Below are 26597 nucleotides of genomic sequence, written 5' to 3'. Positions count from 1 at the left end.
CCCCGGATGGCGAAAATGAGCAGCAGCAGGAACACCAGCACAAAGCCCATGCCGAGAAACATCAGGGTGAAGCCTTCGCCTAACAGGATGGCATTGTCAGTCATTTATACATCTCAAATAGGGGCACGATGACGCGCTGTCTGACAAGGTTTCTGGCGTTTCCGGCTAAGGAGCAGGGTGGATTTCCCTCTGCCGCTCCCGGCATGGGACCCTGATTCGTTCTTCACCTGTAAGTTCAACGTGCCATCGTGCGTATGGGTTAAATCATCATGCCGAACACGATGCTGGCGATGACCAGCACAATACCGCCGCCCAAACGGGAGGAGATTTGCGCATAAGAGATAAGGTTCATACGGTTACAGGCAGAGAGAACTTCCAGGTCGCCGGAGCCGCCGCGGTTGGCCATACACAGGCCTGCAGTGATGGCCGATTCTATTGGGAAGAAGCCCATCAGCCAGCCACCGATCGCCGCGCCGAGCACCGCACCGATAACGATAATGGCGGCGATAACAACGTTAGCGAAGGTGATGGCGTTGATAATTTCCTGTAGGTCGGTGTAGCAGACGCCGACCCCGACCATCAGCACCCACAGCAGCTGTTTGGAGAAGAAATCAGACAAGCGTTTAGCACCGGCTTTGATTTCCGGTGAGCACAGCCCGGAGGCGTTCAGCGCGGCGACGATCAGCACCATCCACGCGAAATAGTGAATAGCCACACCGCCAATGCTGGGCAGAATTTTCTTCGCCACGACGTAGGCCAGCAGGAAGCAGGTAGTGGACAGCACCAGACCGACGGCGGTTTCGCGATGGGTGATTTGTCCCGCTTTCTCATCTTCTTCCACTTTGAACGAGGCTTTACGCACCAGTTCCCCTTCGCCGCTCAGCCAGGTGTGTTTTTTGCCGATGATATCGAGGACGGCGGCAAAGACGATGGCGAAGATGTTAGCGATGGTCAGAATAGCGATAGCGGTTGAGTAATACTCTTCGCGAGAACGACCGGTGACGGAGTGGTAAATCTCCGACAGGGGGACCGCGCCCGCGCCGTTGCCGCCACCCATGATCGGCAGGACGTACAGCATCATGATGCGATCCACTGGAATACCGAACACCAGGCCGATAGCGATGCCAAAAATAGACGCGCCGACAATGCCCATCAGGATAGTTGGAATATAGCCGAGCAGTGATTTCAGCAGCAGGCGGCGGTTTACCGACAGAATTGCTCCGGTAATTAATACCGCGATGAATAAGTTAAGGAAGTTACTCTTATCCATAACGTTGCTGATAGCATCGATTTCTTTCTGCGTAAAAATACCTGCGTAGACAAAATAAGCCGCCACCAGGAAAATCATCACCGGAGCGCCACCGATATATTTGTTGAATATTGGCAGGCGCTTGCCAATTTCCCCGAATATAGCGCCGATAATAAACATGATGGCAAAGCCGCCGACGATATCGGTGGGTAATGCGTTATAAAAATGTGAAAGTAATAGTGTAATTAACGCAAATGCGTAAAGGGGGAGCGGCATGCCGAAGATTTTAAATCCCAGCAGATCGCTAACGCCCTTTTTCTCCGTCGCCGGAGCCTGACTCATGTTAGTCATAAACGTTATCCTGTTTATTGATGGAGTAGTAAGACCGGCGCATAGTAATAAATAGACCCAGGGGTAAGGTGTGATTATCTTCACTGAATACTCGTGTTTTTTATTAATTTAATTGTTTTTATGATTCTGAATTAATTAACAACATAAAAACCATAAAGCCAATTAAGCCACGAGAAAAACTGTGACTTAAATACAAGAATCCATAGCCGAACGCTGGCGAAATACAGTTCGTTTTGAAATGACGAAGCGCTAAAAAATGACACTGATATTAAAACGCGTTCAACTATTAAAAGATAAACCGCGGCGAGAGGCGATCGATCGGTTTCTCCGCCAGCATCAACTGTCGTTAGAGGCCGACTGCGAAATGGCGATTATCGCCGAGTATCAGCAGCGGCTGGTCGGCTGCGGTGCTATCGCCGGCAATGTGCTGAAATGCATCGCCATCGATCCCTCGCTGCAGGGGGAGGGGCTGAGCCTTAAATTACTGACCGAGCTCCTGACGCTGGCCTATGAGCTGGGGCGCAGCGAACTGTTTTTGTTCACTAAACCTTGCAATGCTGCGTTATTTTCCGGCGCCGGCTTCTGGCCGATAGCCCAGGCGGGCGACCGCGCCGTGCTAATGGAAAATAGCCGCGAACGACTGACTCGTTACTGCCGACAGCTGGCGATGTACCGTCAGCCGGGAAGAAAAATCGGCGCTATCGTGATGAACGCCAATCCATTCACCCTCGGCCACCGCTGGTTGGTAGAACAGGCGGCCAGCCAGTGCGACTGGCTGCATCTGTTTGTGGTCAAAGAAGATGCGTCCTGCTTTTCCTATCACGATCGCTTCAAGCTCATTGAACAGGGGATTACCGGCATCGATAAGGTGACGCTGCATCCCGGTTCGGCGTATCTGATCTCGCGGGCGACGTTCCCCGGCTATTTCCTGAAAGAGCAAGGGGTGGTTGATGACTGCCACAGCCAGATTGACCTGCAGCTCTTCCGCGAGCGCCTGGCCCCGGCGCTGCAGATTACCCATCGCTTTGTCGGCACCGAGCCGTTGTGTCCCCTGACCCGTAATTACAACCAGCGCATGAAGTCACTACTGGAAGCGCCAGGCGACGCGCCGCCCATTGAAGTAGTTGAGCTTGCGCGAATCGAAAAAAATGGTGGACCCGTGTCGGCCTCCCGAGTGCGCGAACTCTATCGACAGCGCAACTGGCAGGCGGTCGCGGCGCTGGTACCGCCGGGGACCCTCTCTTTTCTGATGCAACTGGCGGAAAGCGAACATCAAACCGCCTGATTTTTATGCCCTAACTAAGGATTTTCCCCTATGGAAATGAAGATTGACGCCCTGGCCGGCACGCTGGAGTCCAGCGATGTGATGGTCAGGATTGGACCGGCGGCGCAGCCGGGCATTCAGCTGGAAATCGACAGCATTGTGAAACAACAGTTTGGCGCTGCGATTGAGCAGGTAGTGAGAGAAACGCTGGCTCAGCTTGGCGTGAAACAGGCCAGCGTGGTGGTCGATGATAAAGGCGCGCTGGAATGTGTTTTGCGAGCTCGTGTACAGGCCGCGGCGCTGCGCGCGGCGCAACAGACCCAATTACAATGGAGCCAGCTATGAAACCACGTCGCAGTATGTTGTTCATCCCTGGCGCCAATGCCGCCATGTTAAGCACGTCATTCGTCTACGGCGCTGATGCTGTGATGTTCGACCTGGAAGATGCCGTTTCGCTGCGCGAGAAAGATACCGCTCGTCTGCTGGTGTATCAGGCGCTGCAGCATCCACTGTATCAGGATATCGAAACCGTGGTGCGTATTAACCCGCTAAATACCCCGTTTGGTCTGGCCGATCTGGAAGCCGTGGTTCGTGCGGGCGTGGATATGGTGCGTCTGCCGAAAACCGACAGCAAAGAAGATATCCATGAGCTGGAAGCGCATGTTGAGCGGATTGAACGCGAGTGCGGCCGGGAAGTGGGCAGCACCAAGTTAATGGCGGCGATCGAGTCGGCGCTGGGCGTGGTGAACGCGGTGGAAATCGCCCGCGCCAGCCCGCGTCTGGCGGCGATCGCGCTGGCGGCCTTCGATTACGTGATGGATATGGGCACCTCCCGCGGCGACGGTACTGAACTGTTCTACGCCCGCTGCGCTGTACTGCATGCCGCCCGCGTTGCCGGCATCGCCGCCTATGACGTGGTGTGGTCGGATATCAATAATGAAGAGGGCTTCCTGGCGGAAGCGAATCTGGCCAAAAACCTCGGCTTTAACGGCAAATCGTTGGTTAACCCACGACAAATTGAACTCCTGCATCAGGTCTATGCCCCGACGCGCAAAGAGGTCGATCACGCGCTGGAAGTGATTGCCGCGGCGGAAGAAGCCGAAACGCGAGGTCTGGGTGTGGTATCGCTGAACGGCAAGATGATCGATGGACCGATTATCGACCATGCTCGCAAAGTGGTGGCGCTCTCGGCTTCCGGTATTCGTGATTAAGGGGAATAAGATGAAAGAGACAGTAGCAATGCTTAATCAGCAGTACGTGATGCCGAATGGACTGACACCTTATGCCGGCGTAACGGCGAAAAGTCCCTGGCTGGCGAGTGAGAGCGAAAAGCGCCAGCGCAAAATCTGCGATTCGCTGGAAACGGCAATCCGTCGCTCCGGCCTGCAAAACGGCATGACCATCTCGTTTCACCACGCGTTTCGCGGCGGTGACAAAGTCGTCAATATGGTAGTGGCGAAGCTGGCGGAAATGGGTTTTCGCGATCTCACCCTGGCGTCCAGTTCGCTGATCGACGCCCACTGGCCGCTGATCGAGCATATTAAAAATGGCGTGATCCGCCAGATCTACACCTCCGGCCTGCGCGGCAAGTTGGGCGAGGAGATCTCCGCCGGTTTAATGGAAAACCCGGTGCAGATCCACTCCCACGGCGGTCGCGTACAGCTGATTCAAAGCGGCGAGCTGTCGATTGATGTCGCGTTTCTCGGCGTTCCTTGCTGCGATGAGTTTGGCAACGCCAACGGCTTTAGCGGTAAATCACGCTGCGGTTCTCTGGGCTACGCGCGCGTCGATGCCGAGCACGCTAAATGCGTGGTGCTGCTGACCGAAGAGTGGGTGGATTATCCTAACTATCCGGCCAGTATTGCCCAGGATCAAGTGGATCTGATAGTCCAGGTAGATGAAGTCGGCGATCCGCAAAAAATTACCGCGGGTGCCATCCGTCTGACCAGCAACCCGCGCGAGCTGCTGATCGCCCGCCAGGCGGCGAAAGTCGTTGAGCACTCCGGTTACTTTAAAGAGGGTTTCTCGCTGCAGACCGGTACCGGCGGCGCCTCGCTGGCAGTAACTCGCTTCCTTGAAGATAAAATGCGCCGTAACGGCATTACCGCCAGCTTCGGCCTCGGCGGTATCACCGGGACGATGGTCGATTTGCACGAAAAAGGGTTGATCAAAACGCTGCTCGATACCCAGTCCTTCGATGGCGACGCGGCGCGTTCGCTGGCGCAGAACCCGAACCATGTCGAGATCTCCACCAATCAGTATGCCAGCCCGGGCTCCAAAGGCGCCTCCTGCGAGCGCTGAAACGTGGTGATGCTCAGCGCGCTGGAAATTGATATCGACTTTAACGTTAACGTGATGACCGGTTCTAACGGTGTGCTGCGCGGGGCGTCCGGTGGCCATAGCGATACCGCCGCCGGTGCGGATTTGACCATTATTACCGCGCCGTTAGTTCGCGGCCGTATTCCCTGCGTCGTGGAAAAGGTGCTGACCCGCGTCACGCCGGGGGCCAGCGTGGATGTGCTGGTCACTGACCACGGCATTGCGGTCAACCCGGCACGTCAGGACCTGATCGACAATTTGCGCAGCGCAGGCATTCCGCTGATGACCATTGAGGAACTGCAGCAGCGTGCTGAGCTGTTGACTGGCAAGCCGCAGCCGATCGAATTCACCGATCGGGTGGTGGCGGTGGTGCGCTATCGCGACGGTTCGGTCATCGATGTGATTCGTCAGGTGAAAAACAGCGACTAAACGCAGAGGGGAAAGGCCATGAGCGACGTGTTAATTAATCCTGCGCGTGTGCGGCGCGTGAAGCCACTGAGTGCCGAAGAGGTGGTCAGCGCGGTAGAGCGCGCGCTGTTGACCGAAGTTCGCCTGACCCCAAAGCCCGGGTTGGTGGATATTCGTAACGCTGGCGCGCACTGGGATATGGATCTGGCCTCGTTTGAGGCCAGCACCGCGGTGGTGGCTCCGTGGATGGAGAAATTTTTCATCATGGGCCACGATACTGCGGCGGTCGCGCCGGAGCAGGTATTGATGATGCTGCGCCCGGTAGGGATGGCCTGTGAGAACGATATGCTGGAGGCCACCGGCGGGGTGAATACCCATCGCGGGGCGATCTTCGCTTTTGGCCTGCTCAGCGCGGCGGCGGGCAGGCTGGTGTCGAAAGGTGAGCCGATAGAGCAGCACCGGCTTTGCGACCAGGTGGCGCGCTTCTGTCGCGGCATGGTTATGCAGGAGTTGTCTTCTGCTGGCGGGGAACGGCTCAGTAAAGGCGAGGCTCATTTTCTGCGCTATGGTCTCTCCGGGGCCCGCGGCGAGGCGGAGAGCGGTTTCCTGACGGTGCGTACCCAGGCCATGCCAGTCTTTACCCGCATGATGGAAGAGACCGGCGACAGTAATCTGGCGCTACTGCAAACCCTGCTGCATCTGATGGCGTGGAATGATGACACCAACCTGGTCTCGCGCGGCGGGCTTGCCGGGCTGAACTTTGTCCAGCAGGAGGCGCAGCGACTGCTGTGGCAGGGCGGCGTGCTGGCGGACGGCGGGCTGGAGGCGCTGCGACAGTTTGACGATGAGCTGATTGCCCGCCATCTCAGCCCCGGCGGCAGCGCCGATCTGCTGGCGGTGACCTGGTTTTTATCCGCGTTTCCCGCCGGCGCGCTTTTCCCGCTGTAACCCACTGCAATACCGCCTTCGCCCGCACTGTACGGGCGAAGGCGCCATCATTAGCCTTCCCGGTTGTCATCAGGTAAACACGGAATCGCGGCACAATCGTATAGTTTTTACTGATATCGTCCGCCGTTTGTCATAAATTTCTAATTATCGGCGTTTTTGAGTAGCGGCCCGCTGACGGGCTGGTTACTCTGAAAACAATTTACGTAATGTTAACAAAAGAGAATAGCTATGCATGATGCACAAATCCGCGTGGCCATCGCCGGCGCGGGCGGCCGGATGGGACGCCAGTTAATTCAGGCTGCATTGCAGATGGAAGGCGTGGCGCTGGGCGCGGCGCTGGAGCGCGAAGGGTCAAGCCTGGTGGGCAGCGACGCCGGCGAGCTGGCGGGCGCCGGCAAAGCGGGCGTCGCGGTGCAGAGCAGCCTGGCGGCGGTAAAAGATGATTTCGACGTGTTGATCGATTTTACCCGCCCGGAAGGCACGCTGAACCATCTGGCGTTTTGCCGCGAGCACGGCAAAGGGATGGTCATCGGCACCACCGGTTTTGACGACGCTGGCAAACAGGCGATTCGCGATGCCGCGCAGGACATTGCCATTGTCTTCGCCGCTAACTTTAGCGTTGGCGTCAACGTCCTGTTGAAGCTGCTGGAGAAGGCGGCAAAGGTGATGGGCGACTATACCGACATCGAAATTATCGAAGCGCACCACCGGCATAAAGTGGATGCGCCGTCAGGCACCGCGCTGGCGATGGGCGAAGCGATCGCCGGGGCATTGAACAAAGATCTCAAGGACTGCGCGGTCTACAGTCGTGAAGGCTACACTGGCGAACGCGTCCCGGGCACCATCGGCTTCGCGACCGTTCGCGCGGGGGATATCGTCGGGGAGCATACGGCAATGTTTGCTGACATCGGTGAGCGTATTGAAATCACCCATAAAGCGTCCAGCCGCATGACCTTTGCAAATGGCGCTGTTCGTTCAGCATTATGGCTGAAAGGCAAGAAAAATGGCCTGTTTGATATGCGTGATGTGCTGGATCTGAATAGTTTATAACGATTATTACCCATCGTGATGTGGTTATTGCTATCAATAAGTTATTGATGCAGAGGGCAATATTTTGTTGCCCTTTTTTATTTTTGCGAATTATGGCGTATGTTTTAAGTGTAATGCGTAAAAAATACAGTATTAGCGTGTTTTTTAGTGAATGAAATGTAAATTTTGACCATCTGGTCCACTTTTTTGTCGATCATCCCTCTGTTTTACACTCTTCCACATCCGCAAGCGTTTTCTCAGCCAGGTTTGTTGATCTTTTTGGCGTAAAAATCACGTGTTACGCACCAGTGGCGTAAAATGACATTAAAAATCTCCGCTTTAAGTTGACTTTTATCCGACATCTCTCCAGAATGCCGCCGTTTGCCAAAAATCTGCGGGCAACAGATTTGCATTGATTCAGATCGCGTTTATGAATTAATATGCAAATAAAGTGAGTGGATATTCTCTGGAGGATGTTTTGATTAAGTCAGCGCTATTGGTTCTGGAAGACGGAACCCAGTTTCACGGTCGGGCCATCGGGGCAACCGGCACGGCGGTTGGGGAAGTCGTTTTCAATACTTCAATGACCGGTTATCAAGAAATCCTCACTGATCCTTCCTATTCCCGCCAAATCGTCACTCTTACTTATCCTCATATTGGTAATGTCGGCACCAACGCCGCCGATGAAGAATCTTCTCAGGTACATGCGCAGGGTCTGGTTATTCGCGACCTGCCGCTGATTGCCAGCAACTTCCGCAGTACTGAAGACCTCTCTTCTTATCTGAAGCGCCATAACATCGTGGCGATTGCCGATATCGATACCCGCAAGCTGACGCGTCTGCTGCGTGAGAAAGGGGCGCAAAACGGCTGCATCATCGCGGGCGACAGCCCGGATGCCCAGCTGGCGCTGGAAAAAGCGAAAGCGTTCCCGGGCCTGAACGGCATGGACTTGGCGAAGGAAGTGACCACCGCAGAAACCTATAGCTGGACGCAAGGCAGCTGGACCCTGGCGGGCGACCTGCCGGAAGCGAAAGCGGAAAGCGAGCTGCCGTTCCACGTTGTGGCATATGACTTCGGCGCGAAACGCAACATCCTGCGCATGCTGGTTGACCGCGGCTGCCGCCTGACGGTGGTGCCGGCGAAGACCTCCGCCGCGGACGTGCTGGCGCTCAATCCGGACGGTATCTTCCTCTCCAACGGCCCTGGCGACCCGGCGCCGTGCGATTACGCTATCGAGGCGATTGAAAAATTCCTTGAGACCGATATTCCGGTATTCGGCATCTGCCTTGGCCATCAGCTACTGGCGCTGGCGAGCGGTGCCAAGACCATTAAGATGAAGTTCGGCCACCACGGCGGCAACCACCCGGTGAAAGATATTGATAACAACGTGGTGATGATCACTGCCCAGAACCACGGTTTCGCCGTAGATGAGGCGACGCTGCCGGCCAACCTGCGCGTGACCCATAAGTCGCTGTTCGACGGCACCCTGCAGGGGATCCATCGTACCGACAAACCGGCGTTCAGCTTCCAGGGGCACCCTGAAGCGAGCCCGGGGCCGCACGATGCCGCGCCGCTGTTCGACCACTTTATCGAGTTAATTGAGCTCTACCGTCAGTCCGCGAAATAATCAGAACCTGTTTATGTTCTGCTGTGCTCGGGAATACGGCGTTAAAAATTTGTTCAAAATGCTCATTTACGTTTTGTAAACTGCGCTTTCTCACAAATTTTTTCCTTGTCTACCCATCGCTCGCGACGACCATAAACAGGTTCTTCGGAGAAGAAAGCAATGCCAAAACGTACAGACATAAAAAGTATCCTGATTCTGGGCGCGGGCCCGATTGTTATCGGTCAGGCGTGTGAGTTTGACTACTCCGGCGCCCAGGCGTGTAAAGCGCTGCGCGAAGAGGGCTACCGCGTTATCCTGGTGAACTCTAACCCGGCGACCATCATGACCGACCCGGAAATGGCCGATGCCACCTACATCGAGCCGATTCACTGGGAAGTGGTGCGTAAAATCATCGAAAAAGAGCGCCCGGATGCGGTGCTGCCGACCATGGGCGGCCAGACGGCGCTGAACTGCGCGCTCGAGCTGGAGCGTCAGGGGGTACTGGCTGAATTCGGCGTGACCATGATTGGTGCCACCGCCGATGCGATTGATAAAGCCGAAGACCGTCGCCGTTTCGATATCGCAATGAAAAAAATCGGCCTCGACACCGCGCGCTCTGGTATCGCCCACACGATGGAAGAGGCGCTGGCGGTTGCCGCCGACGTTGGTTTCCCGTGCATCATCCGTCCGTCCTTCACCATGGGCGGCACCGGCGGCGGTATCGCCTATAACCGCGAAGAGTTCGAAGAAATTTGCGAACGCGGCCTGGATCTCTCTCCGACCAACGAACTGCTGATCGATGAATCGCTGATCGGCTGGAAAGAGTACGAGATGGAAGTGGTGCGCGATAAGAACGATAACTGCATCATCGTCTGCTCCATCGAAAACTTCGACGCCATGGGGATCCACACCGGTGACTCCATCACCGTTGCCCCGGCGCAGACCCTGACCGACAAAGAGTACCAGATCATGCGTAACGCCTCGATGGCGGTGCTGCGTGAAATCGGCGTCGAAACCGGCGGCTCTAACGTGCAGTTCGCGGTTAACCCGAAAAACGGTCGCCTGATCGTTATCGAAATGAACCCGCGCGTCTCCCGCTCCTCGGCGCTGGCCTCTAAGGCCACCGGCTTCCCGATTGCTAAAGTGGCAGCCAAGCTGGCGGTAGGTTATACCCTTGACGAGCTGATGAACGACATCACCGGCGGCCGCACCCCGGCTTCCTTTGAACCGTCCATCGACTACGTGGTCACTAAAATCCCACGCTTTAACTTTGAAAAATTCGCCGGCGCCAACGACCGTCTGACCACCCAGATGAAGTCTGTCGGCGAAGTGATGGCGATTGGCCGTACCCAGCAGGAATCCTTGCAGAAAGCGCTGCGCGGTCTGGAAGTGGGCGCTACCGGCTTCGACCCGAAAGTGAGCCTCGACGATCCGGAAGCGCTGACCAAAATCCGCCGCGAGCTGAAAGATGCCGGCGCTGAGCGTATCTGGTATATCGCTGACGCGTTCCGCGCGGGCCTCTCGGTTGACGGCGTCTTCAACCTGACCAACATCGACCGCTGGTTCCTGGTACAGATTGAAGAGCTGGTCCGTCTGGAAGAGAAAGTGGCGGAAGTGGGCATCAACGGCCTCGACGCTGACTTCCTGCGCACCCTGAAGCGTAAAGGCTTTGCCGATGCGCGTCTGGCGAAGCTGGCGGGCGTGCGGGAAGCGGAAATCCGCAAGCTGCGCGACCAGTATGACCTGCACCCGGTCTACAAGCGCGTGGACACCTGCGCTGCGGAATTTGCTACCGATACCGCCTACATGTACTCCACTTATGAAGAAGAGTGTGAGTCCAACCCGTCCGTTGACCGCGATAAAATTATGGTCCTCGGCGGCGGCCCGAACCGTATCGGGCAGGGTATCGAATTCGACTACTGCTGCGTACACGCCTCGCTGGCGCTGCGCGAGGACGGTTACGAGACCATCATGGTCAACTGTAACCCGGAAACCGTCTCTACCGACTACGACACCTCCGACCGTCTGTATTTTGAGCCGGTGACCCTGGAAGACGTGCTGGAAATCGTGCGCATCGAGAAGCCAAAAGGCGTTATCGTCCAGTACGGCGGCCAGACCCCGCTGAAGCTGGCTCGTGCCCTGGAAGCTGCCGGCGTGCCGGTTATCGGTACCAGTCCGGACGCTATCGACCGGGCGGAAGACCGTGAGCGCTTCCAGCACGCGGTTGACCGTCTGAAGCTGAAGCAGCCGGCGAACGCCACCGTCACCGCCATTGAGCAGGCGGTAGAGAAAGCGAAAGAGATTGGCTACCCGCTGGTGGTGCGTCCGTCTTATGTGCTCGGCGGCCGGGCGATGGAGATCGTCTATGACGAGCAGGATCTGCGCCGCTACTTCCAGACCGCGGTCAGCGTCTCCAACGACGCGCCGGTGCTGCTGGATCGCTTCCTCGACGATGCGATTGAAGTGGATGTCGATGCCATCTGCGATGGCGAAATGGTGCTGATTGGCGGCATCATGGAGCATATCGAGCAGGCAGGCGTCCACTCCGGCGACTCCGCCTGTTCCCTGCCGGCCTACACCCTGAGCAAAGAGATTCAGGATGTGATGCGCGAGCAGGTGCAGAAGCTGGCCTTCGAGCTGCAGGTTCGCGGCCTGATGAACGTCCAGTTCGCGGTGAAAGATAACGAAGTTTATCTGATTGAGGTCAACCCGCGTGCGGCGCGTACCGTACCGTTCGTCTCCAAAGCCACCGGCGTACCGCTGGCGAAAGTGGCGGCGCGCGTGATGGCCGGTAAGACACTGGCGCAGCAGGGCGTGACCAAAGAGATCATCCCGCCGTACTACTCGGTGAAAGAGGTGGTCCTGCCGTTCAATAAATTCCCGGGCGTTGACCCGCTGTTAGGGCCAGAAATGCGCTCCACCGGGGAAGTGATGGGCGTCGGCCGCACCTTTGCCGAAGCGTTCGCCAAAGCGCAGCTGGGCAGCAACTCGACCATGAAGAAACAGGGTCGCGCGCTGCTCTCCGTCCGCGAAGGCGATAAAGAGCGCGTGGTTGACCTGGCGGCGAAGCTGCTGAAGTTTGGCTTCGAACTGGATGCGACTCACGGTACGGCGATTGTGCTGGGTGAAGCGGGCATTAACCCGCGTCTGGTGAACAAGGTGCATGAAGGTCGTCCGCACATTCAGGACCGCATCAAGAATGGCGAATATACCTACATCATCAACACCACCGCAGGTCGCCAGGCGATTGAAGACTCCAAGCTGATTCGCCGCAGCGCGCTGCAGTACAAAGTGCATTACGACACCACCCTGAACGGCGGCTTTGCCACCGCGATGGCGCTGAACGCTGACGCCACCGAGAAGGTGATTTCGGTTCAGGAAATGCACGCGCAAATCACTAAATAAGCTTCCCGGCCTGGCCGGATAGCAACAATCCTGGGCTGACGACATCGTCAGCCTATTTTTTTTGGCCGCAGCCATCTTCAGAGAGTTCTGCTTTTAACCCCCTGTCGGGTCAGGCTAACTATAGTTAGCACCATAACGATACCTATTGATGAAAAGACAGGAGGATACAATGCGGAACAATATTCTGGTGGCATCCGCACTGGCAGCGACGGCAATCATGTTCGTGGCCGGCTGCTCATCGAATCAGTCAATCAAAACCACCGACGGCAAGACCATTGTCACCAGCGGCAAACCGCAGGTGGATGATGACACCGGCCTTGTCTCATACAAAAATGCCGAAACCGGCCGCGTGGAGCAGATTAACCGCGACCAGGTGAAGTCCATGGACGAGCTGGATAACTAAGGCCTGACGTTTACCCTCAGGGCGCGCGTTGCGTAAGCCATCGCGACATAAATCACAGTTATCATTGTAAGCGGTTCGCTTAACTGTCTACACTCTTGCTGATTACGACAAGAGCAAACGCAGGCCAATCAATGATTCTGATAATTTATGCGCATCCTTATCCGCAGCATTCTCATGCGAATAAGCGAATGCTTGAACAGGCAGGGACGCTTGAAGGCGTAGAGATACGCTCCCTCTATCAACTCTATCCCGACTTTAATATCGATGTCGCCGCCGAGCAGGCGGCGCTGGCCCGTGCCGATCTGGTTATCTGGCAGCACCCTATGCAATGGTATAGCGTACCGCCGCTGCTCAAGCTGTGGATGGACAAGGTGCTGTCGCACGGTTGGGCCTATGGCCATAACGGTATTGCGCTGCGCGGTAAATCGCTGATGTGGGCGGTCACTACCGGCGGCGGTGAAAGCCACTTTGATATCGGTTCGTTTCCCGGTTTCCCGGTGCTGGCGCAGCCTCTGCAGGCAACCGCGCTTTACTGCGGGATGAAATGGTTGCCGCCGTTCGCTATGCACTGCACCTTTATCTGCGATGATGAAACGCTGCAGGCGCAGGCCCGCCGCTATCGTCAACGCTTAATCGACTGGCAGGAGGCACACCAGAATGGATAGCCATACGCTGATACAGGCGTTGATTTACCTCGGCGCCGCGGCGCTGATTGTGCCCATCGCCGTCCGTCTGGGGCTTGGGTCAGTGCTGGGCTATCTCATCGCCGGCTGTATTATCGGCCCGTGGGCGCTGCGGCTGGTGACCGATGCCGAGGCGATTCTGCACTTTGCCGAGATTGGCGTGGTGCTGATGCTGTTCGTCATTGGTCTGGAGCTCGATCCGCAGCGCTTATGGAAGCTGCGCGCCTCGGTGTTTGGCGGCGGCGCACTGCAGATGGTGGCCTGCGGGGTGTTGATCGGCCTGTTCTGCATGCTGCTGGGCCTGCGCTGGCAGGTGGCCGAGCTGATTGGTATGACTCTGGCGCTTTCCTCAACCGCGATCGCTATGCAGGCGATGAATGAGCGCAATCTGACGGTGTCGCAGATGGGGCGCAGCGCCTTCGCAGTGCTGCTGTTCCAGGATATCGCCGCGATCCCGCTGGTGGCGATGATCCCGCTGCTGGCGGCCAGCGGCGGCGCCACTTCGCTGATGGCTTTTGCCCTCTCCGCGCTGAAAGTGGCCGCAGCGCTGGCGCTGGTGGTGGTCCTTGGGCGCTATCTGACCCGCCCGCTGCTGCGCTTTGTCGCCCGTTCCGGCCTGCGCGAAGTGTTCAGCGCCGTGGCCCTGTTCCTGGTCTTCGGCTTTGGCTTATTGCTGGAAGAGGTGGGGCTGTCGATGGCGATGGGGGCGTTTCTCGCCGGGGTGCTGCTGGCCAGCTCCGAATATCGTCATGCGCTGGAGAGTGATATTGAGCCGTTTAAAGGACTGCTGTTGGGGCTGTTCTTTATCGGCGTCGGCATGTCGATTGATTTCGGCACCCTGGTCACCCATCCGCTGCGTATTGTGATTTTGCTGGTCGGTTTCCTGGCGATAAAAATGCTGATGCTGTGGCTTATCGCCAGGCCGCTTGGCGTACCGCGCGCCCAGCGCCGCTGGTTTGCGGTGCTGCTGGGGCAGGGGAGTGAGTTCGCGTTTGTGGTGTTTGGCGCCGCGCGGATGGCGGATGTACTGGACGGCGAATGGGCAAAAGCGTTGACCCTGGCGGTGGCCCTGTCAATGGCGGCAACCCCCATTCTGCTGGTGCTGCTGACCCGTCTGGAGAAATCGTCCAGCGGCCAGGCGCGTGATGCTGACGAGATTGATGAAGAGCAGCCGCGGGTGATTGTCGCCGGCTTTGGCCGCTTCGGGCAGATAGCCGGCCGTTTGCTGCTCTCGAGCGGGGTGAAGATGGTGATCCTCGATCACGATCCGGACCATGTCGATACCCTGCGCAAATTTGATATGAAGGTTTTCTACGGCGATGCCACCCGGGTCGATCTGCTGGAGTCGGCCGGCGCCGAAAAGGCGGAAGTGCTGATCAATGCCATTGACGATCCGCACGTCAGCCTGGAGCTGGTGGCGAGGGTAAAAGAGCATTTTCCGCATCTGCAGATCATCTCCCGCGCCCGCGATGTCGATCATTACATTCAGCTGCGCCAGGCTGGCGTCGAGGCCCCGGAGCGTGAAACCTTCGAGGCGGCGCTGAAGTCCGGCCGAATGACGCTGGAGGCGCTGGGGCTCGGCGCCTATGAAGCGCGCGAGCGGGCCGATCTGTTCCGTCGATTCAACCTGCAGATGGTCGAAGAGATGGTGGCGATGGCGGAAAACGATGCCGCGTCGCGGGTGGCGGTCTTCAAGCGGACCAGCGATATGCTGACCGGCATCATCAACGAAGATCGTCATCATCTGTCGCTGGTGCAGCGTCATGGCTGGCAGGGTACGGAAGAGGGCAGGCACACCGGGGATATCGCCGATGAGCCGGAAAATAAGCCCTCAGCCTGAGGCTGACCAGTAACATTTTGTTTTCGTTTGGATCCTCTTCTGGCGGCCCACGGTGTGAACGTGGGCTTGCCAGCAAATCAGAAAATTTTCTTATTCTTTACCCTCCGGCCAGTCGACGAAGTTGTACGCTTTCCGTATAGTGGCGACAATTTTTTGCACTCGGGAATGAATGAATGATCAGTCTGATTGCGGCGTTAGCGGTAGATCGCGTCATTGGTATGGAAAACGCCATGCCATGGAACCTGCCTGCCGATCTCGCCTGGTTCAAACGCAACACGTTAAATAAGCCGGTGGTGATGGGGCGTCTGACCTGGGAATCCATTGGGCGCCCATTGCCGGGGCGTAAAAATATCGTGATCAGCAGCAAACCCGGCAGCGACGATCGCGTGCAGTGGGTCTCCTCCGTAGAAGAAGCAATTGCCGCCTGCGGCGATGTGGAAGAGATTATGGTGATCGGCGGCGGCCGGGTGTATGAGCAGTTCCTGCCGAAAGCGCAGAAGCTCTACTTGACCCATATTGATGCGGAAGTGGAAGGCGATACCCATTTCCCGGATTACGATCCGGACGAATGGGAGTCGGTGTTCAGCGAGTTTCATGACGCCGACGCGCAGAACTCCCATAGCTACTGCTTTGAGATCCTCGAACGCCGTTAAGCGGGCAGGATAGCGATAAAAAAACCCCGGTCGAGTCTGGCGTGACCGGGGTTTTCTTTTGCATGAATTGCGCGACGATGGCGCACTCAGTATCTCGTCATGTTCCCCGTCGCAGGCTTCGTCTTTCGGGAGCGCTGTCCGGGCGACAAATCGCAAGGCAATGTAGCCCGGATAAGGCGCAACGCGCCGCTATCCGGGAAGAGTCAGGACGCGACGGCTTCGCCTTCGTCGAGGCTTTTCTGCCGGTTTGACGGCTGGGTGAAGTACTGCTTATCTTCCCAGCGCAGGCAGGTGAGTTCCCCGCCCCAGCAGCAGCCGGTATCCAGGGCGTAAATCCCCTCCGGCGTGCCGCGTCCCTCCAGCGAAGCCCAGTGGCCAAAGGCAATGCTGTAGGCATTGCTGACCGGGCCGGGAATGGCAAACCACGGCTTCAGCGGCGCCGGGGCGTCCTCGGGCGCTTCCTTCGAATACATATCCAGCTGGCCGTTCGGGAAACAGTAGCGCATGCGGGTAAAGGCGTTAGAGATAAAGCGCAGGCGCGCCAGGCCGCTCAGCTCGTTGCTCCAGTGGTTCGGCATGTCGCCGTACATGGCATCGAGGAAGAAAGGATAGGAGTCGCTGGAGAGCACTGCTTCAACATCGCGCGCGCACTGCTGGGCGGTCTCCAGATCCCACTGCGGCGTAATTCCGGCATGGGCCATCACCAGCTTTTTCTCTTCATCCACCTGCAGCAGCGGCTGGCGACGCAGCCAGTTGAGCAGCTCATCGGCATCCGGCGCTTCCAGCAGTGATTTCAGACGATCCTTCGGCTTGTTGCGGCTGATACCGGCAAAGACCGCCAGCAGGTGTAAGTCATGGTTGCCCAGCACCAGTCGTACGCTGTCGCCCAGAGATTTGACATAGCGCAGGACCTCCAGCGATCCCGGGCCTCGGGCCACCAGATCGCCGGTCAGCCACAGCGTATCTCTCCGCGGATCGAATTCAACCTGCGCTAATAATGCGATCAGTTCATCGTAGCAACCGTGAACGTCGCCAATAAGGTATGTTGACATTGTTTTAATGAATGAGCGTTGGAACTGCGAGACGGAAAACAGGGATCTCAATACGGAACGGCGCGCCGTCGATATCGATCATCTCATAATGACCCTGCATGGTTCCCAGCGGCGTTTCAATCACTGCGCCGCTGGTATATTGATATTCACCGCCGGCGGGAATATGCGGTTGCTCGCCGACCACCCCTTCACCCTGAACTTCAGTCTCACGACCGTGGCCGTTAGTGATGAGCCAGTAGCGGCCAAGCAGCTGAACCTGACTCCGCCCCAGGTTGCGAATGGTGACGGTGTAAGCGAAGACGTAGCGCTCTTCTTCCGGGGAAGACTGCGATTCGATATAGACGCTCTGTACCTGGACACACACCCGGGGCGAATGAATCATGGTTAGCTCTCCTTCGTTGGCAGATTGTCAGACAGCCAGTTGGCCATCAGGCAGTACTGCGCCACGGAAATATTTTCGGCGCGCATGGCCGGGTCGATGCCCAGCTCGGTCAGCACTTCCACGCTGAACAGATTGCCGAGACTGTTTCGGATAGTCTTGCGGCGCTGGTTGAACGCTTCGGTGGTGATGCGGCTCAGCACCCGGATCTCTTTGACCGGATACGGCATGGTGCTGTGCGGCACCAGGCGTACCACCGCGGAGTCGACCTTAGGCGGCGGGGTAAACGCGCTCGGCGGCACTTCGAGTACCGGGATCACCTGGCAATAATATTGCGCCATCACGCTTAACCGACCATACGCCTTACTGTTCGGTCCGGCAACCAGACGATTCACTACTTCCTTCTGCAGCATAAAGTGCATATCGGCAATGGCATCAGTATAGCTGAACAGATGGAACATCAGCGGGGTCGAGATATTGTACGGCAGGTTGCCGAAGACGCGCAGCGGCTGGCCCATTTTCTCCGCCAGTTCGCCAAAGTTCATGGTCATCGCATCCTGCTGATAGATGGTCAGCTTTGGACCGAGGAACGGATGCGTCTGCAGGCGAGCCGCCAGATCGCGGTCCAGTTCGATGACGGTCAGCTGGTCAAGGCGTTCGCCGACCGGCTCGGTCAGGGCCGCCAGGCCGGGGCCGATTTCAACCATCGCCTGGCCTTTCTGCGGGTTAATCGCCGAGACGATGCTGTCGATCACAAACTGATCGTTGAGGAAGTTCTGCCCGAAGCGTTTACGGGCTAAATGGCCCTGATGGACTCGATTATTCATTGGGTATTAACAATCATTTTGATGGCGAGATTAAGCGCCGTGATAAAACTGCCGACGTCCGCTTTTCCCTGGCCCGCTAATTCCAGTGCGGTGCCGTGGTCGACGGAGGTACGAATAAAAGGTAAACCGAGCGTAATGTTCACGCCGCGGCCAAAGCCCTGGTATTTTAGCACGGGCAGGCCCTGATCGTGGTACATCGCGAGAACCGCATCGGCATGATCAAGATATTTCGGCTGAAAGAGGGTGTCTGCCGGCAGCGGACCGCTGAGGTTCATCCCCTTTGCGCGCATCTCTTCCAGCACCGGAATGATGGTGTCTATCTCTTCTGTTCCCATATGGCCGCCTTCGCCAGCGTGCGGGTTAAGCCCGCAAACCAGCACATGCGGCTGGGCAATGCCAAATTTCGTGCGCAGGTCGTGATCGAGAATGGTGATGATCTCGCGCAGTAGCTCGGGGGTAATCGCTTCGCTGATGGCTTTCAACGGCAGATGGGTGGTGACCAGCGCCACCCGCAGCTCCTCGGTCGCCAACATCATCACCACTTTGCTGGCCTTCGCGCGCTCTTCAAAGAACTCGGTATGACCGGTAAAGGCGATACCGGCGTCGTTGATGTTGCCTTTATGCACCGGGCCGGTCACTAACGCCGCAAACTCGCCGCTAAGGCAGCCGTCGCAGGCGCGCGCCAGCGTCTCCACTACGTAGGCGCCGTTTTGCACATTCAGCACGCCGGGCTCCGCCGGGACGTTTAGCGGCACGTTCAGCAGCGTCAGGGTACCGGCGCGCTGAGGAACAGGAGGTTGCGCGGGATCGTAAGGGAGGAGAGATAAAGGAAGACCGAGCCGCTTGGCTCGGTCAGTTAACAGGGCGCCATCGGCGCAAATCACCAGCTCAGCTGGCCAGTCGCGCTGGGCAAGCTGCACGACCAGGTCAGGGCCAATCCCGGCGGGTTCGCCGGGAGTGATAACAACTTTACGGGTTTCAGGCATCGATATTAGTTGCTCAGAATTTTAACATACGCACTGGCGCGCTGTTCCTGCATCCAGGTTGCCGCTTCTTCAGAGAATTTGCGGTTCATCAGCATGCGGTAAGCACGATCTTTCTGCGCGGCGTCGGTTCTGTCGACCTGACGGCTATCCAGCAGTTCGATCAGGTGCCAGCCAAAGGAAGAGTGCACCGGTCCGCTGGTCTGCCCTTTGTTCAGACGCATCAGCGCATCGCGGAACGCCGGGTCAAAAATGTCCGGCGTGGCCCAGCCTAAATCACCGCCCTGGTTTGCCGAGCCCGGATCTTCCGAATAGGTTTTCGCCGCTTGAGCAAACGTGATTTTCCCGCTCTTAATCTCGGCTGCGATCTGTTCCAGCTTAGCCTGAGCCTGGGCGTCGTTCATGATCGGCGACGGTTTCAGCAGAATATGACGGGCGTGAACCTCGGTAACGGAGATATTCTGGGTACCACCGCGCAGGTCGTTGACTTTCAGAATGTGGAAACCAACGCCGGAACGAATCGGACCGACGATATCCCCTTTCTTCGCCGTGCTTAACGCCTGAGCGAAAATGCCCGGCAGCTCCTGGATACGGCCCCAGCCCATCTGGCCACCCTTCAGCGCCTGTTGGTCAGCGGAGTAGGTGATCGCCAGTTTGCCGAAGTTGGCGCCGTTGCGCGCCTGCTCAACGATGGAGTTTGCTTGCTCCTGGGCCGCGGCGACTTCATCAGAGGTCGGGTTCTCCGGCAGCGGGATCAGGATGTGGCTCAGGTTGAGCTCGGTGCTGGCGTCGTTCTGGTCGCCGATCTGTTTCGCCAGCGCTTCCACTTCCTGCGGCAGCACGGTGATGCGACGACGCACTTCATTGTTACGCACTTCCGAAATCAGCATCTCTTTACGGATCTGGTTACGGTAGGTGTTGTAGTTGATGCCTTCATAGGCCAGACGGCTGCGCATCTGATCCAAGGTCATATTATTTTGTTTGGCGATGTTGGCGATAGCCTGATCGAGCTGGTCGTCAGAGATCTTCACGCCCATCTTCTGCCCCATCTGTAACACGATCTGGTCCATGATCAGTCTTTCGAGGATTTGATGGCGCAGGGTGGCGTCATCCGGCAGCTGTTGGCCAGCCTGACCAGCATTGAGCTTAACCGATTGCATCAAACCATCGACGTCGCTTTCCAGCACGACGCCATTATTGACGACGGCCGCTACTTTATCGACCACCTGGGGGGCAGCGAAACTGGTATTCGCGATCATGGCGATACCGAGAAGCAGCGTTTTCCAGTTCTTCATACTTTTTCCATTTCGATTAACCGCAAATGCGGATGATGTTGTAAACCAGCCGCATCACAGGGAGCTCTGGTACGGTAAAATGTTCGAGCGCAGCATCTGCTGGGTGCCGAGGCCGTAGTTAGAGCTCAGACCGCGCAATTCGATATTGATTCCGAAGGTGTTATCGTATTTGCTCTCGCCGCCGTTGTCGTTGCTGTTCCAGCCGTTGACTTTACGTTCGTAGCCAAGACGGATAGCGTAGCAGCAGGAGTTATACTGCACACCCAACATCTGGTTTGCTGCTTTCCGGGTATTAGTATCGTAGTAGTAGGCCCCGACCACGGACCAGCGATCGACAATCGGCCAACTGGCGGTCATCCCCACCTGCGAAATACCCTGTTTATATTGTGCCGCGGTGGAATATGACGGCAGCGTGGCCTGAATATATTCCGGGCTGGCGTAACGATAGTTAAGCTGGACTAAGCGGTTCTCATCGCGACGGTATTCAATGGTGCCGTTACCAGTGGCAACGTTATCCAGACGCGTATCGTACTGGATCCCCCCGCGCAGACCCCATTCATCGGCAATGCGCCAGTAGGTATCGCCGGCCCAGACCAGTGAACCCGTGGTATCGTTGTTCTCCCAGTTGATGTTGTCATCACCGGTGCGTGACTCGGTGAAATAGTAGATTTGACCAACGGAAATATTAAAACGTTCCACCGCGGCGGCATCGTACACGCGCGAGGTGAGGCCGGTGGTGACCTGATTAGCCGACGCGATGCGGTCCAGACCGCTATAGGTACGGTCGCGGAACAGACCGGTGTAATCCGACTGCAACAGCGTGGAGTCGTAGTTGCCGATTTCACTCTGATCGCGGTACGGCACGTACAGATACTGCACGCGCGGTTCCAGCGTTTGGGTGAATCCCTCCTGCAGGTCGCGTTCAAAGACCATTTTGCCGTCGACTTTAAACTGCGGCATTACGCGGCTGACGGACTCTTTATAGTCAGTGCCGTTGGCGGCATTGTACTTATCGAGGTTGCTCTGCTGGTAGTGAGTCGCCAGCAGCTTGGCTTCGGTATTCAGACTGCCCCAACCGTTGGACAGCGGCAGGTTGATCGTCGGTTCGAAGTGAACGCGGGTCGCTTCCGGCATGTTGTTATTCGAGTTAACAAAATGGGCAACCTGTCCATAGAGATGGGTATCGAACGGACCGACATCATTCTGGTAGTAGTTGACGTCGAGCTGCGGCTCAGCCGAATAGGAGTTGCTCGATTCGCGGTCAAAGACCTGGAATTGTTTGGTCGATACCGTGGCGTCAAAGTTCTGGTTGACGTAACCGGCGCTGAATTTCTGCGTCGCATAGCCGTCGGTACTGGAACCATATTTCGAGCTGAAGTCGTTGAAGTAGTCAGGATCGCTGACCTTGGTGTAGTCAGCGTTCAGACGCCATACCTGATCGATAACCCCTGAGTGGTTCCAGTAGAACAGCCAGCGGCGGCTGTTGCTGTCGCTCGAGTGGTCGTCTTCGTAGACTTTATCCGACGGCAGGTAGTCGAATTCAGTTAAGCCGCTGCCGAGCTGGGTCAGATAGCGGAACTCGTTTTCCCACATCACGCCGCCGCGTTTGTTCATATAGTGCGGAGTAATAGTGGCATCGAAGTTTGGCGCGATGTTCCAGTAGTACGGCAGGGAGAATTCCACGCCGTTTTTGGTGCTGTATTTCGCGTTCGGGATCAGGAAGCCTGAACGACGCTTATCGCCCACCGGCAGCTGCAGGTAGGGGCTATAGAAAATCGGCACAGAGCCAAGCTTGAAGCGGGCGTTCCAGATCTCGGCAACCTGCTCTTCGCGATCGTGGATAACTTCGCTGCCGACGACGCTCCAGGTGTCGGAGCCCGGCAGACAGGAGGTAAAGCTGCCGTTTTCGAGAATGGTATAGCGGTTTTCACCGCGCTGTTTCATCAGGTCGGCGGTGCCGCGTCCCTGGCGTCCGACCATTTGATAATCGCCCTGCCAGACGTTGGTATCTTTGGTATTCAGATTCGACCAGGCTTTTGGCCCTTTGAGGATCACCTGGTTATCGTCGTAATGCACGTTGCCCAGCGCGTCCACCGTGCGCACCGGCTGCGCCTGGCCCGCGGCCTGCTGCTGGTGCAGCTGAACTTCGTCGGCGCGGAGGCGACTATTCCCCTGGTTAATATCGACGTTGCCGGTAAAGACGGCGTTGTCCGGGTAGTTGCCCTTCGCATGATCGGCGTTAATCGTCACCGGCAGATCGCCAGGACGACCTTCCACGAGCGGACGATCATAGCTTGGCACGCCAAGCATACATTGCGTTGCGAGATCGGCAGCGAGGCCTTGTTGGCTATACAAGGCGCTGGCAATCATCGTAGCCAGGAGGCTGGGAATACGTTTTTTCATACGTTGTATTTATTGTTCCATCATCTTGTGACAGCGGCTTGCAAACGGTCAGAGCCTAACTTACTCAACATTATCACGCTAGTGTTAATCCTGCCCGTTTCGAGCCCGAGCGTTAGGCACCCTGTTGAATGACGAGTATGATAAAGCAAATTATAGGCTATGTCCCACAATTGACCGAGGCGCGAGTGCCGGGTAACGTGCGGTCATATTCGAGCTTAACGGCGATAAACAGTTGGGGAGTCTATGCAGTATTTGGGTAAAGTGATTGGCGTGGCAGTGGCTTTGCTGATGGGTGGTGGGTTCTGGGGCGTGGTGCTTGGCTTTCTGGTCGGCCATATGTTTGACCGGGCGCGCAGCCGCCGGTTAAATCTCTTCGCCAATCAGCAGGAGCGTCAGTCGCTCTTCTTTTCCACCACCTTCGAAGTGATGGGGCACCTGACCAAATCCAAGGGCCGCGTTACCGAAGCGGATATTCATGTCGCCAATGTGCTAATGGATCGCATGAACCTGCATGGCGCCTCGCGCACCGCGGCGCAGCAGGCGTTTCGCGACGGTAAGGCCGACAACTATCCCCTGCGCGAGAAAATGCGTCAGCTGCGCAGCGTCTGCTTTGGCCGTTTCGATCTGATTCGGATGTTTCTGGAAATTCAGCTGCAGGCGGCGTTCGCTGATGGCGAACTGCATCCTAACGAACGGGAAGTGCTGTTCGTCATTGCCGACGAGCTCGGCATCTCCCGCGCCCAGTTCGATCAATTCCTGCGGATGATGCAGGGCGGCGCCCAGTTTGGCGGCGGTTCGCAGCAGCGCTCTTATGGCCAGCATGGCGGCAACGCCGGCTGGCAGCAGGCGCAGCGTGGGCCGACCCTCGAAGATGCCTGCAATGTGCTGGGAGTAAAACCGACCGACGACGCGGCGACGGTGAAGCGCGCCTATCGCAAGCTGATGAACGAACATCATCCGGACAAGCTGGTAGCGAAAGGTCTGCCGCCGGAGATGATGGAGATGGCCAAACAGAAGGCCCAGGAGATCCAGAAGGCCTGGGAGCTGATCAAAGAGCAGCGCGGCTTCTGACGTTTCCAGCCCCTCCCGTCCGGCGAGGGGTTTTAACTTTTGACCTTAGCGCGGCGATACAGCCGCCGCGGATGGCCAATTTTTCCGTACAGCATCTCCACTTCCAGAAAACCGGTCTCAACGCCGTGCTCCAGATAGCGACGGGCGGTGGTTTTGCTGAGCCCGGCGGCGCTGACCACTTCATCAACGGAAAAACAGTGCGCTTCCCGGCCGCTAAACAGTCCCTGCACCAGCGCCAGCGTTTTCTCTTCAATCCCCTTGCTGCCGCTATCCACGCGATAGTTCTTCGCCTGCAGTTGATAGAGGGAATCGACGTTTTGCTGATCGACGATTTTCCACTCCCGTTGCTGATCGTAGAACTGGATAAAGCGCTCCAGCGACTGGCTCAGCCGCTTCCATGATACCGGCTTAAGGATATAGTCGAAGGCGCCGTTGCGGATGGCCTGGCTGCAGGTTTCCATATCGCTGGCGGCGGTGATAAAGATCACCGAGCATTGGCTGGTCGCCAGCGCCGGGTCGGTCATCAGCGTGACGCCTTTGCCGTCCGGTAAATAGTTATCCAGCAGCACCAGCTGCGGCGGCGTGGCGTGAAGCAGCTGCCGCGCCTGGGCGAGGGAGGCCGCCATGCCTGCCAGCCGCAGTCGCGGGTGTTTTTGCACAAGCTCGGCGTGCAGGCGCGCCAGTTCGCTCTCATCTTCAATGATTAGCACATCGACCAGGTCATGATGCATCGTGGGCCTCCGGTTGCGGACAGGCGTGCGCGTCGGCCGGGATAAATAGGGTGAAGATCGTTCCCCGCGGCGCGTTATCGGCGACTTCGATGGTGCCGCCCGCCTGAGTGACATAATGTTCAATAAGATACAGACCAATGCCGTGATCGCCACGGGTTTTGGTGGTGACGCCGCGTTCAAAAATGCGCTCGCGGATATCGGGGCGGATGCCGACGCCGCGGTCGGCCACTTCGATAATCAACTCCCGGGCGTTGAGCTGGATCAGGACTTCAACCGGCTCATGCGGCAGCTCGGCACGCTGCGTGGCTTCGATGGCGTTATCCAGCAGGTTGCCGATGATGGAGATCAGCTCGGATTCCATTAGCGACGGCAGGGGGCGGTCGATGCGGCAGGCCGGGTCGAAGCTCAGCGCCACGCCTTTTTCGCGGGCGCGGGTGGCTTTGCCGAGCAGCAGACCGCATAGCGTCGGCGAGTGGAAGTGCGAGGAGATAAAATCCAGTAGCTCCTGAGCATGTTCCGACTGGGCCTGAATATAGCGGATCGCTTCGTCATAATGGCCCATATGCAGCAGGCCGGAGAGGGTAGTCATCCGGTTGAGCTGCTCGTGGCGCATGATGCGCAGATTGTCGACATAGCGCTTCACCTGGCTCAGCTGGGCGGTGAGGGCATTGATTTCATTGCGGTCACGGAATGTGATCACCCAGCCCTGCAGGGTATTCTCCAGCATAATGCGCACCCGACTGGCGAGCACGGTCAACTGGTTGAAGCGGCATAGCTCATCGTGGGTATCGCGTTCGAGCATGTCGCCGCTGGCGAAAAAGGGCTGCGGCGAAATGACGCTGTCGATCGACTGACCGCGCAGCTGGCGGGCGGGCTGGCTGAGCCCCAGCAGGCTGCGGGCGGCATGGTTTATCACCTCAATACGCCGCTGGCGATCGATGACGATCACCCCCTCAAAGATCGACTCCATCATCGCCTTTTGCTGGCGAACCAGCAGGCCAATTTCCCGCGGCTCGAGCGAAAAAATCTGCTTCTTGATACTGCGGGTAAAGTACCAGGAGAAGATAAACAGGGCGATGAGCAGCAGGACGGCGGCGATAAAAATATTGATCACTTTAGTCAGAGTAATGCTGTCGAGATAGCTGGTGAGGTAGCCGACGGAGACAATACCGATCACTCGCCCTGCGTCATCAACGATGGGCGTTTTGCTGCGCAGCGAGACCCCGAGGCCGCCTTTGCGAATGGTGGTGATGGATTTCCCTTCCAGTACCGCCTGGTTGTCGCCGCCGACCAGTCGGGTGCCAACCCACTCCGGATGGACGGAATGAAACAGATGAACTCCCTGACGGTCGCCGATGACGATAAAGCTGGCGTCGCTATGGGCGGCGATTTGCTGCATAAACGCCTGAATCGCCTGTGGGTCGTGCCGGCTGACCTGTTGACGTAAATTCGGCATCAGGGCTATCTCTTCGGCCTGTATTTTGGCCCGGGCGCTCATCTCCTGATAAAGCTGGCGGCTGGCGTCAAAATAATAATAAATGCCCAGCGCGATAAAAAGGACCGAGAAAAAAGCGACCAGAGAAATAAACAGCTTATATTGAAAAGATAATTTCATAGGCCCCGGACGACGTATTAACCATAGCGGCACTCTATCATTTTTCTGTCACGTGACGTAAATGTTAAGGGAAAGTTGTGATC

Annotated in this window: 21 protein-coding genes and 2 pseudogenes; 13 read left to right on the top strand and 10 right to left on the bottom strand. The window is 57.1% G+C overall.

All coding sequences use genetic code 11. The features are described 5' to 3' along the window. Window positions 1–104 (bottom strand): annotated as a pseudogene (locus tag RRF55_RS10505) (oxaloacetate decarboxylase gamma chain); the annotation flags it as partial. Between the two features lie 155 nt (window positions 105–259). Beyond that, window positions 260–1600: a citrate/sodium symporter CitS gene (gene citS / locus RRF55_RS10500; protein ID WP_004151375.1), complete on the bottom strand. Its 1341-nt coding sequence runs from the start codon at window positions 1598–1600 to the stop codon at window positions 260–262. A gap of 256 nt (window positions 1601–1856) precedes the next feature. Between citS and citC the strand changes: the two genes are divergently transcribed. The 12 genes and pseudogenes from citC (at window position 1857) to folA (ending at window position 16158) form a co-directional block, all read left to right on the top strand. Beyond that, complete coding sequence (gene citC, locus RRF55_RS10495; RefSeq protein WP_004222626.1) at window positions 1857–2885, top strand: [citrate (pro-3S)-lyase] ligase; 1029 nt, start codon at window positions 1857–1859, stop codon at window positions 2883–2885. A gap of 30 nt (window positions 2886–2915) precedes the next feature. Further along, the gene (gene citD, locus RRF55_RS10490) at window positions 2916–3209 is read left to right on the top strand and encodes a citrate lyase acyl carrier protein (protein ID WP_009309208.1); all 294 of its coding nucleotides are present in this window, start codon (window positions 2916–2918) and stop codon (window positions 3207–3209) included. Further along, window positions 3206–4075 carry a citrate (pro-3S)-lyase subunit beta gene (gene citE / locus RRF55_RS10485; protein ID WP_004151372.1) on the top strand — a complete coding sequence of 290 codons (870 nt, stop codon included), beginning with the start codon at window positions 3206–3208 and terminating at the stop codon, window positions 4073–4075. The genes citD and citE overlap by 4 nt, the downstream gene beginning before the upstream one ends. A gap of 10 nt (window positions 4076–4085) precedes the next feature. Further along, window positions 4086–5612 (top strand): annotated as a pseudogene (citF, locus tag RRF55_RS10480) (citrate lyase subunit alpha). An 18-nt stretch (window positions 5613–5630) separates the two neighbouring features. Continuing rightward, window positions 5631–6539 carry a triphosphoribosyl-dephospho-CoA synthase CitG gene (gene citG, locus RRF55_RS10475; protein ID WP_004222628.1) on the top strand — a complete coding sequence of 303 codons (909 nt, stop codon included), beginning with the start codon at window positions 5631–5633 and terminating at the stop codon, window positions 6537–6539. Between the two features lie 228 nt (window positions 6540–6767). Continuing rightward, window positions 6768–7589: a 4-hydroxy-tetrahydrodipicolinate reductase gene (gene dapB / locus RRF55_RS10470; protein ID WP_004151369.1), complete on the top strand. Its 822-nt coding sequence runs from the start codon at window positions 6768–6770 to the stop codon at window positions 7587–7589. 457 nt (window positions 7590–8046) lie between these two features. Continuing rightward, entirely contained in the window at window positions 8047–9195 is a 1149-nt protein-coding gene (gene carA, locus RRF55_RS10465; RefSeq protein ID WP_004177433.1) for a glutamine-hydrolyzing carbamoyl-phosphate synthase small subunit, read from the top strand. 159 nt (window positions 9196–9354) lie between these two features. Then, a complete protein-coding gene (gene carB / locus RRF55_RS10460) occupies window positions 9355–12579 on the top strand; it encodes a carbamoyl-phosphate synthase large subunit (protein WP_002888056.1) in 3225 nt (1074 codons plus the stop codon). Window positions 12580–12748: 169 nt separating this feature from the next. After that, on the top strand, window positions 12749–12982 hold the full coding sequence (locus RRF55_RS10455; RefSeq protein ID WP_002888059.1) for a YgdI/YgdR family lipoprotein: 234 nt from the start codon (window positions 12749–12751) through the stop codon (window positions 12980–12982). Between the two features lie 131 nt (window positions 12983–13113). Further along, complete coding sequence (gene kefF / locus RRF55_RS10450) at window positions 13114–13647, top strand: glutathione-regulated potassium-efflux system oxidoreductase KefF (protein WP_002888068.1); 534 nt, start codon at window positions 13114–13116, stop codon at window positions 13645–13647. Continuing rightward, window positions 13640–15505: a glutathione-regulated potassium-efflux system protein KefC gene (gene kefC, locus RRF55_RS10445; RefSeq protein ID WP_004145992.1), complete on the top strand. Its 1866-nt coding sequence runs from the start codon at window positions 13640–13642 to the stop codon at window positions 15503–15505. Before kefF ends, kefC begins: the two co-directional genes overlap by 8 nt. A 173-nt stretch (window positions 15506–15678) precedes the next feature. After that, complete coding sequence (gene folA, locus RRF55_RS10440) at window positions 15679–16158, top strand: type 3 dihydrofolate reductase (protein ID WP_002888320.1); 480 nt, start codon at window positions 15679–15681, stop codon at window positions 16156–16158. Between the two features lie 203 nt (window positions 16159–16361). Here folA and apaH read toward each other — a convergent pair whose 3' ends face one another. From apaH to lptD, 6 genes are read right to left on the bottom strand one after another with little or no spacing between them, the layout of a single operon-like run. Continuing rightward, on the bottom strand, window positions 16362–17210 hold the full coding sequence (gene apaH, locus RRF55_RS10435; RefSeq protein ID WP_004177431.1) for a bis(5'-nucleosyl)-tetraphosphatase (symmetrical) ApaH: 849 nt from the start codon (window positions 17208–17210) through the stop codon (window positions 16362–16364). 4 nt (window positions 17211–17214) lie between these two features. After that, window positions 17215–17592 (bottom strand): Co2+/Mg2+ efflux protein ApaG, encoded by a 378-nt coding sequence (gene apaG / locus RRF55_RS10430; protein ID WP_002888323.1) that lies wholly within the window; start codon window positions 17590–17592, stop codon window positions 17215–17217. Window positions 17593–17594: 2 nt separating this feature from the next. Further along, a complete protein-coding gene (gene rsmA / locus RRF55_RS10425) occupies window positions 17595–18416 on the bottom strand; it encodes a 16S rRNA (adenine(1518)-N(6)/adenine(1519)-N(6))-dimethyltransferase RsmA (RefSeq protein ID WP_002888324.1) in 822 nt (273 codons plus the stop codon). Continuing rightward, complete coding sequence (pdxA, locus tag RRF55_RS10420) at window positions 18413–19402, bottom strand: 4-hydroxythreonine-4-phosphate dehydrogenase PdxA (protein WP_009485687.1); 990 nt, start codon at window positions 19400–19402, stop codon at window positions 18413–18415. Before pdxA ends, rsmA begins: the two co-directional genes overlap by 4 nt. A 5-nt stretch (window positions 19403–19407) precedes the next feature. Further along, window positions 19408–20694: a peptidylprolyl isomerase SurA gene (surA, locus tag RRF55_RS10415; RefSeq protein WP_002888329.1), complete on the bottom strand. Its 1287-nt coding sequence runs from the start codon at window positions 20692–20694 to the stop codon at window positions 19408–19410. A gap of 54 nt (window positions 20695–20748) precedes the next feature. Further along, complete coding sequence (gene lptD, locus RRF55_RS10410; RefSeq protein ID WP_004147026.1) at window positions 20749–23097, bottom strand: LPS assembly protein LptD; 2349 nt, start codon at window positions 23095–23097, stop codon at window positions 20749–20751. A 243-nt stretch (window positions 23098–23340) separates the two neighbouring features. Between lptD and djlA the strand changes: the two genes are divergently transcribed. Continuing rightward, the gene (gene djlA / locus RRF55_RS10405; RefSeq protein ID WP_002888332.1) at window positions 23341–24168 is read left to right on the top strand and encodes a co-chaperone DjlA; all 828 of its coding nucleotides are present in this window, start codon (window positions 23341–23343) and stop codon (window positions 24166–24168) included. Between the two features lie 32 nt (window positions 24169–24200). On the opposite strand, the gene RRF55_RS10400 is transcribed toward djlA, so the two are convergent. Beyond that, window positions 24201–24899 carry a response regulator gene (locus RRF55_RS10400; RefSeq protein ID WP_004182906.1) on the bottom strand — a complete coding sequence of 233 codons (699 nt, stop codon included), beginning with the start codon at window positions 24897–24899 and terminating at the stop codon, window positions 24201–24203. Further along, window positions 24889–26514 carry an ATP-binding protein gene (locus RRF55_RS10395; protein ID WP_002888340.1) on the bottom strand — a complete coding sequence of 542 codons (1626 nt, stop codon included), beginning with the start codon at window positions 26512–26514 and terminating at the stop codon, window positions 24889–24891. Before RRF55_RS10395 ends, RRF55_RS10400 begins: the two co-directional genes overlap by 11 nt. Window positions 26515–26597 lie beyond the last annotated feature (83 nt).

It is taken from the genome of Klebsiella sp. K47, from assembly GCF_051858335.1.
Lineage (GTDB): Bacteria > Pseudomonadota > Gammaproteobacteria > Enterobacterales > Enterobacteriaceae > Klebsiella > Klebsiella pneumoniae.
The sequence above is the reverse complement of the archived record's forward strand: the minus strand, read 5'-3'. Positions and strand labels throughout refer to the sequence as shown.

Coding starts and splice junctions, on each gene's coding strand:
- citS (WP_004151375.1), bottom strand. CDS start 1,600: ATGACTAACATGAGTCAGGCTCCGGCGACGGAGAAAAAGGGCGTTAGC.
- citC (WP_004222626.1), top strand. CDS start 1,857: ATGACACTGATATTAAAACGCGTTCAACTATTAAAAGATAAACCGCGG.
- citD (WP_009309208.1), top strand. CDS start 2,916: ATGGAAATGAAGATTGACGCCCTGGCCGGCACGCTGGAGTCCAGCGAT.
- citE (WP_004151372.1), top strand. CDS start 3,206: ATGAAACCACGTCGCAGTATGTTGTTCATCCCTGGCGCCAATGCCGCC.
- citG (WP_004222628.1), top strand. CDS start 5,631: ATGAGCGACGTGTTAATTAATCCTGCGCGTGTGCGGCGCGTGAAGCCA.
- dapB (WP_004151369.1), top strand. CDS start 6,768: ATGCATGATGCACAAATCCGCGTGGCCATCGCCGGCGCGGGCGGCCGG.
- carB (WP_002888056.1), top strand. CDS start 9,355: ATGCCAAAACGTACAGACATAAAAAGTATCCTGATTCTGGGCGCGGGC.
- RRF55_RS10455 (WP_002888059.1), top strand. CDS start 12,749: ATGCGGAACAATATTCTGGTGGCATCCGCACTGGCAGCGACGGCAATC.
- kefF (WP_002888068.1), top strand. CDS start 13,114: ATGATTCTGATAATTTATGCGCATCCTTATCCGCAGCATTCTCATGCG.
- kefC (WP_004145992.1), top strand. CDS start 13,640: ATGGATAGCCATACGCTGATACAGGCGTTGATTTACCTCGGCGCCGCG.
- folA (WP_002888320.1), top strand. CDS start 15,679: ATGATCAGTCTGATTGCGGCGTTAGCGGTAGATCGCGTCATTGGTATG.
- apaH (WP_004177431.1), bottom strand. CDS start 17,210: ATGTCAACATACCTTATTGGCGACGTTCACGGTTGCTACGATGAACTG.
- apaG (WP_002888323.1), bottom strand. CDS start 17,592: ATGATTCATTCGCCCCGGGTGTGTGTCCAGGTACAGAGCGTCTATATC.
- rsmA (WP_002888324.1), bottom strand. CDS start 18,416: ATGAATAATCGAGTCCATCAGGGCCATTTAGCCCGTAAACGCTTCGGG.
- pdxA (WP_009485687.1), bottom strand. CDS start 19,402: ATGCCTGAAACCCGTAAAGTTGTTATCACTCCCGGCGAACCCGCCGGG.
- surA (WP_002888329.1), bottom strand. CDS start 20,694: ATGAAGAACTGGAAAACGCTGCTTCTCGGTATCGCCATGATCGCGAAT.
- lptD (WP_004147026.1), bottom strand. CDS start 23,097: ATGAAAAAACGTATTCCCAGCCTCCTGGCTACGATGATTGCCAGCGCC.
- djlA (WP_002888332.1), top strand. CDS start 23,341: ATGCAGTATTTGGGTAAAGTGATTGGCGTGGCAGTGGCTTTGCTGATG.
- RRF55_RS10400 (WP_004182906.1), bottom strand. CDS start 24,899: ATGCATCATGACCTGGTCGATGTGCTAATCATTGAAGATGAGAGCGAA.
- RRF55_RS10395 (WP_002888340.1), bottom strand. CDS start 26,514: ATGAAATTATCTTTTCAATATAAGCTGTTTATTTCTCTGGTCGCTTTT.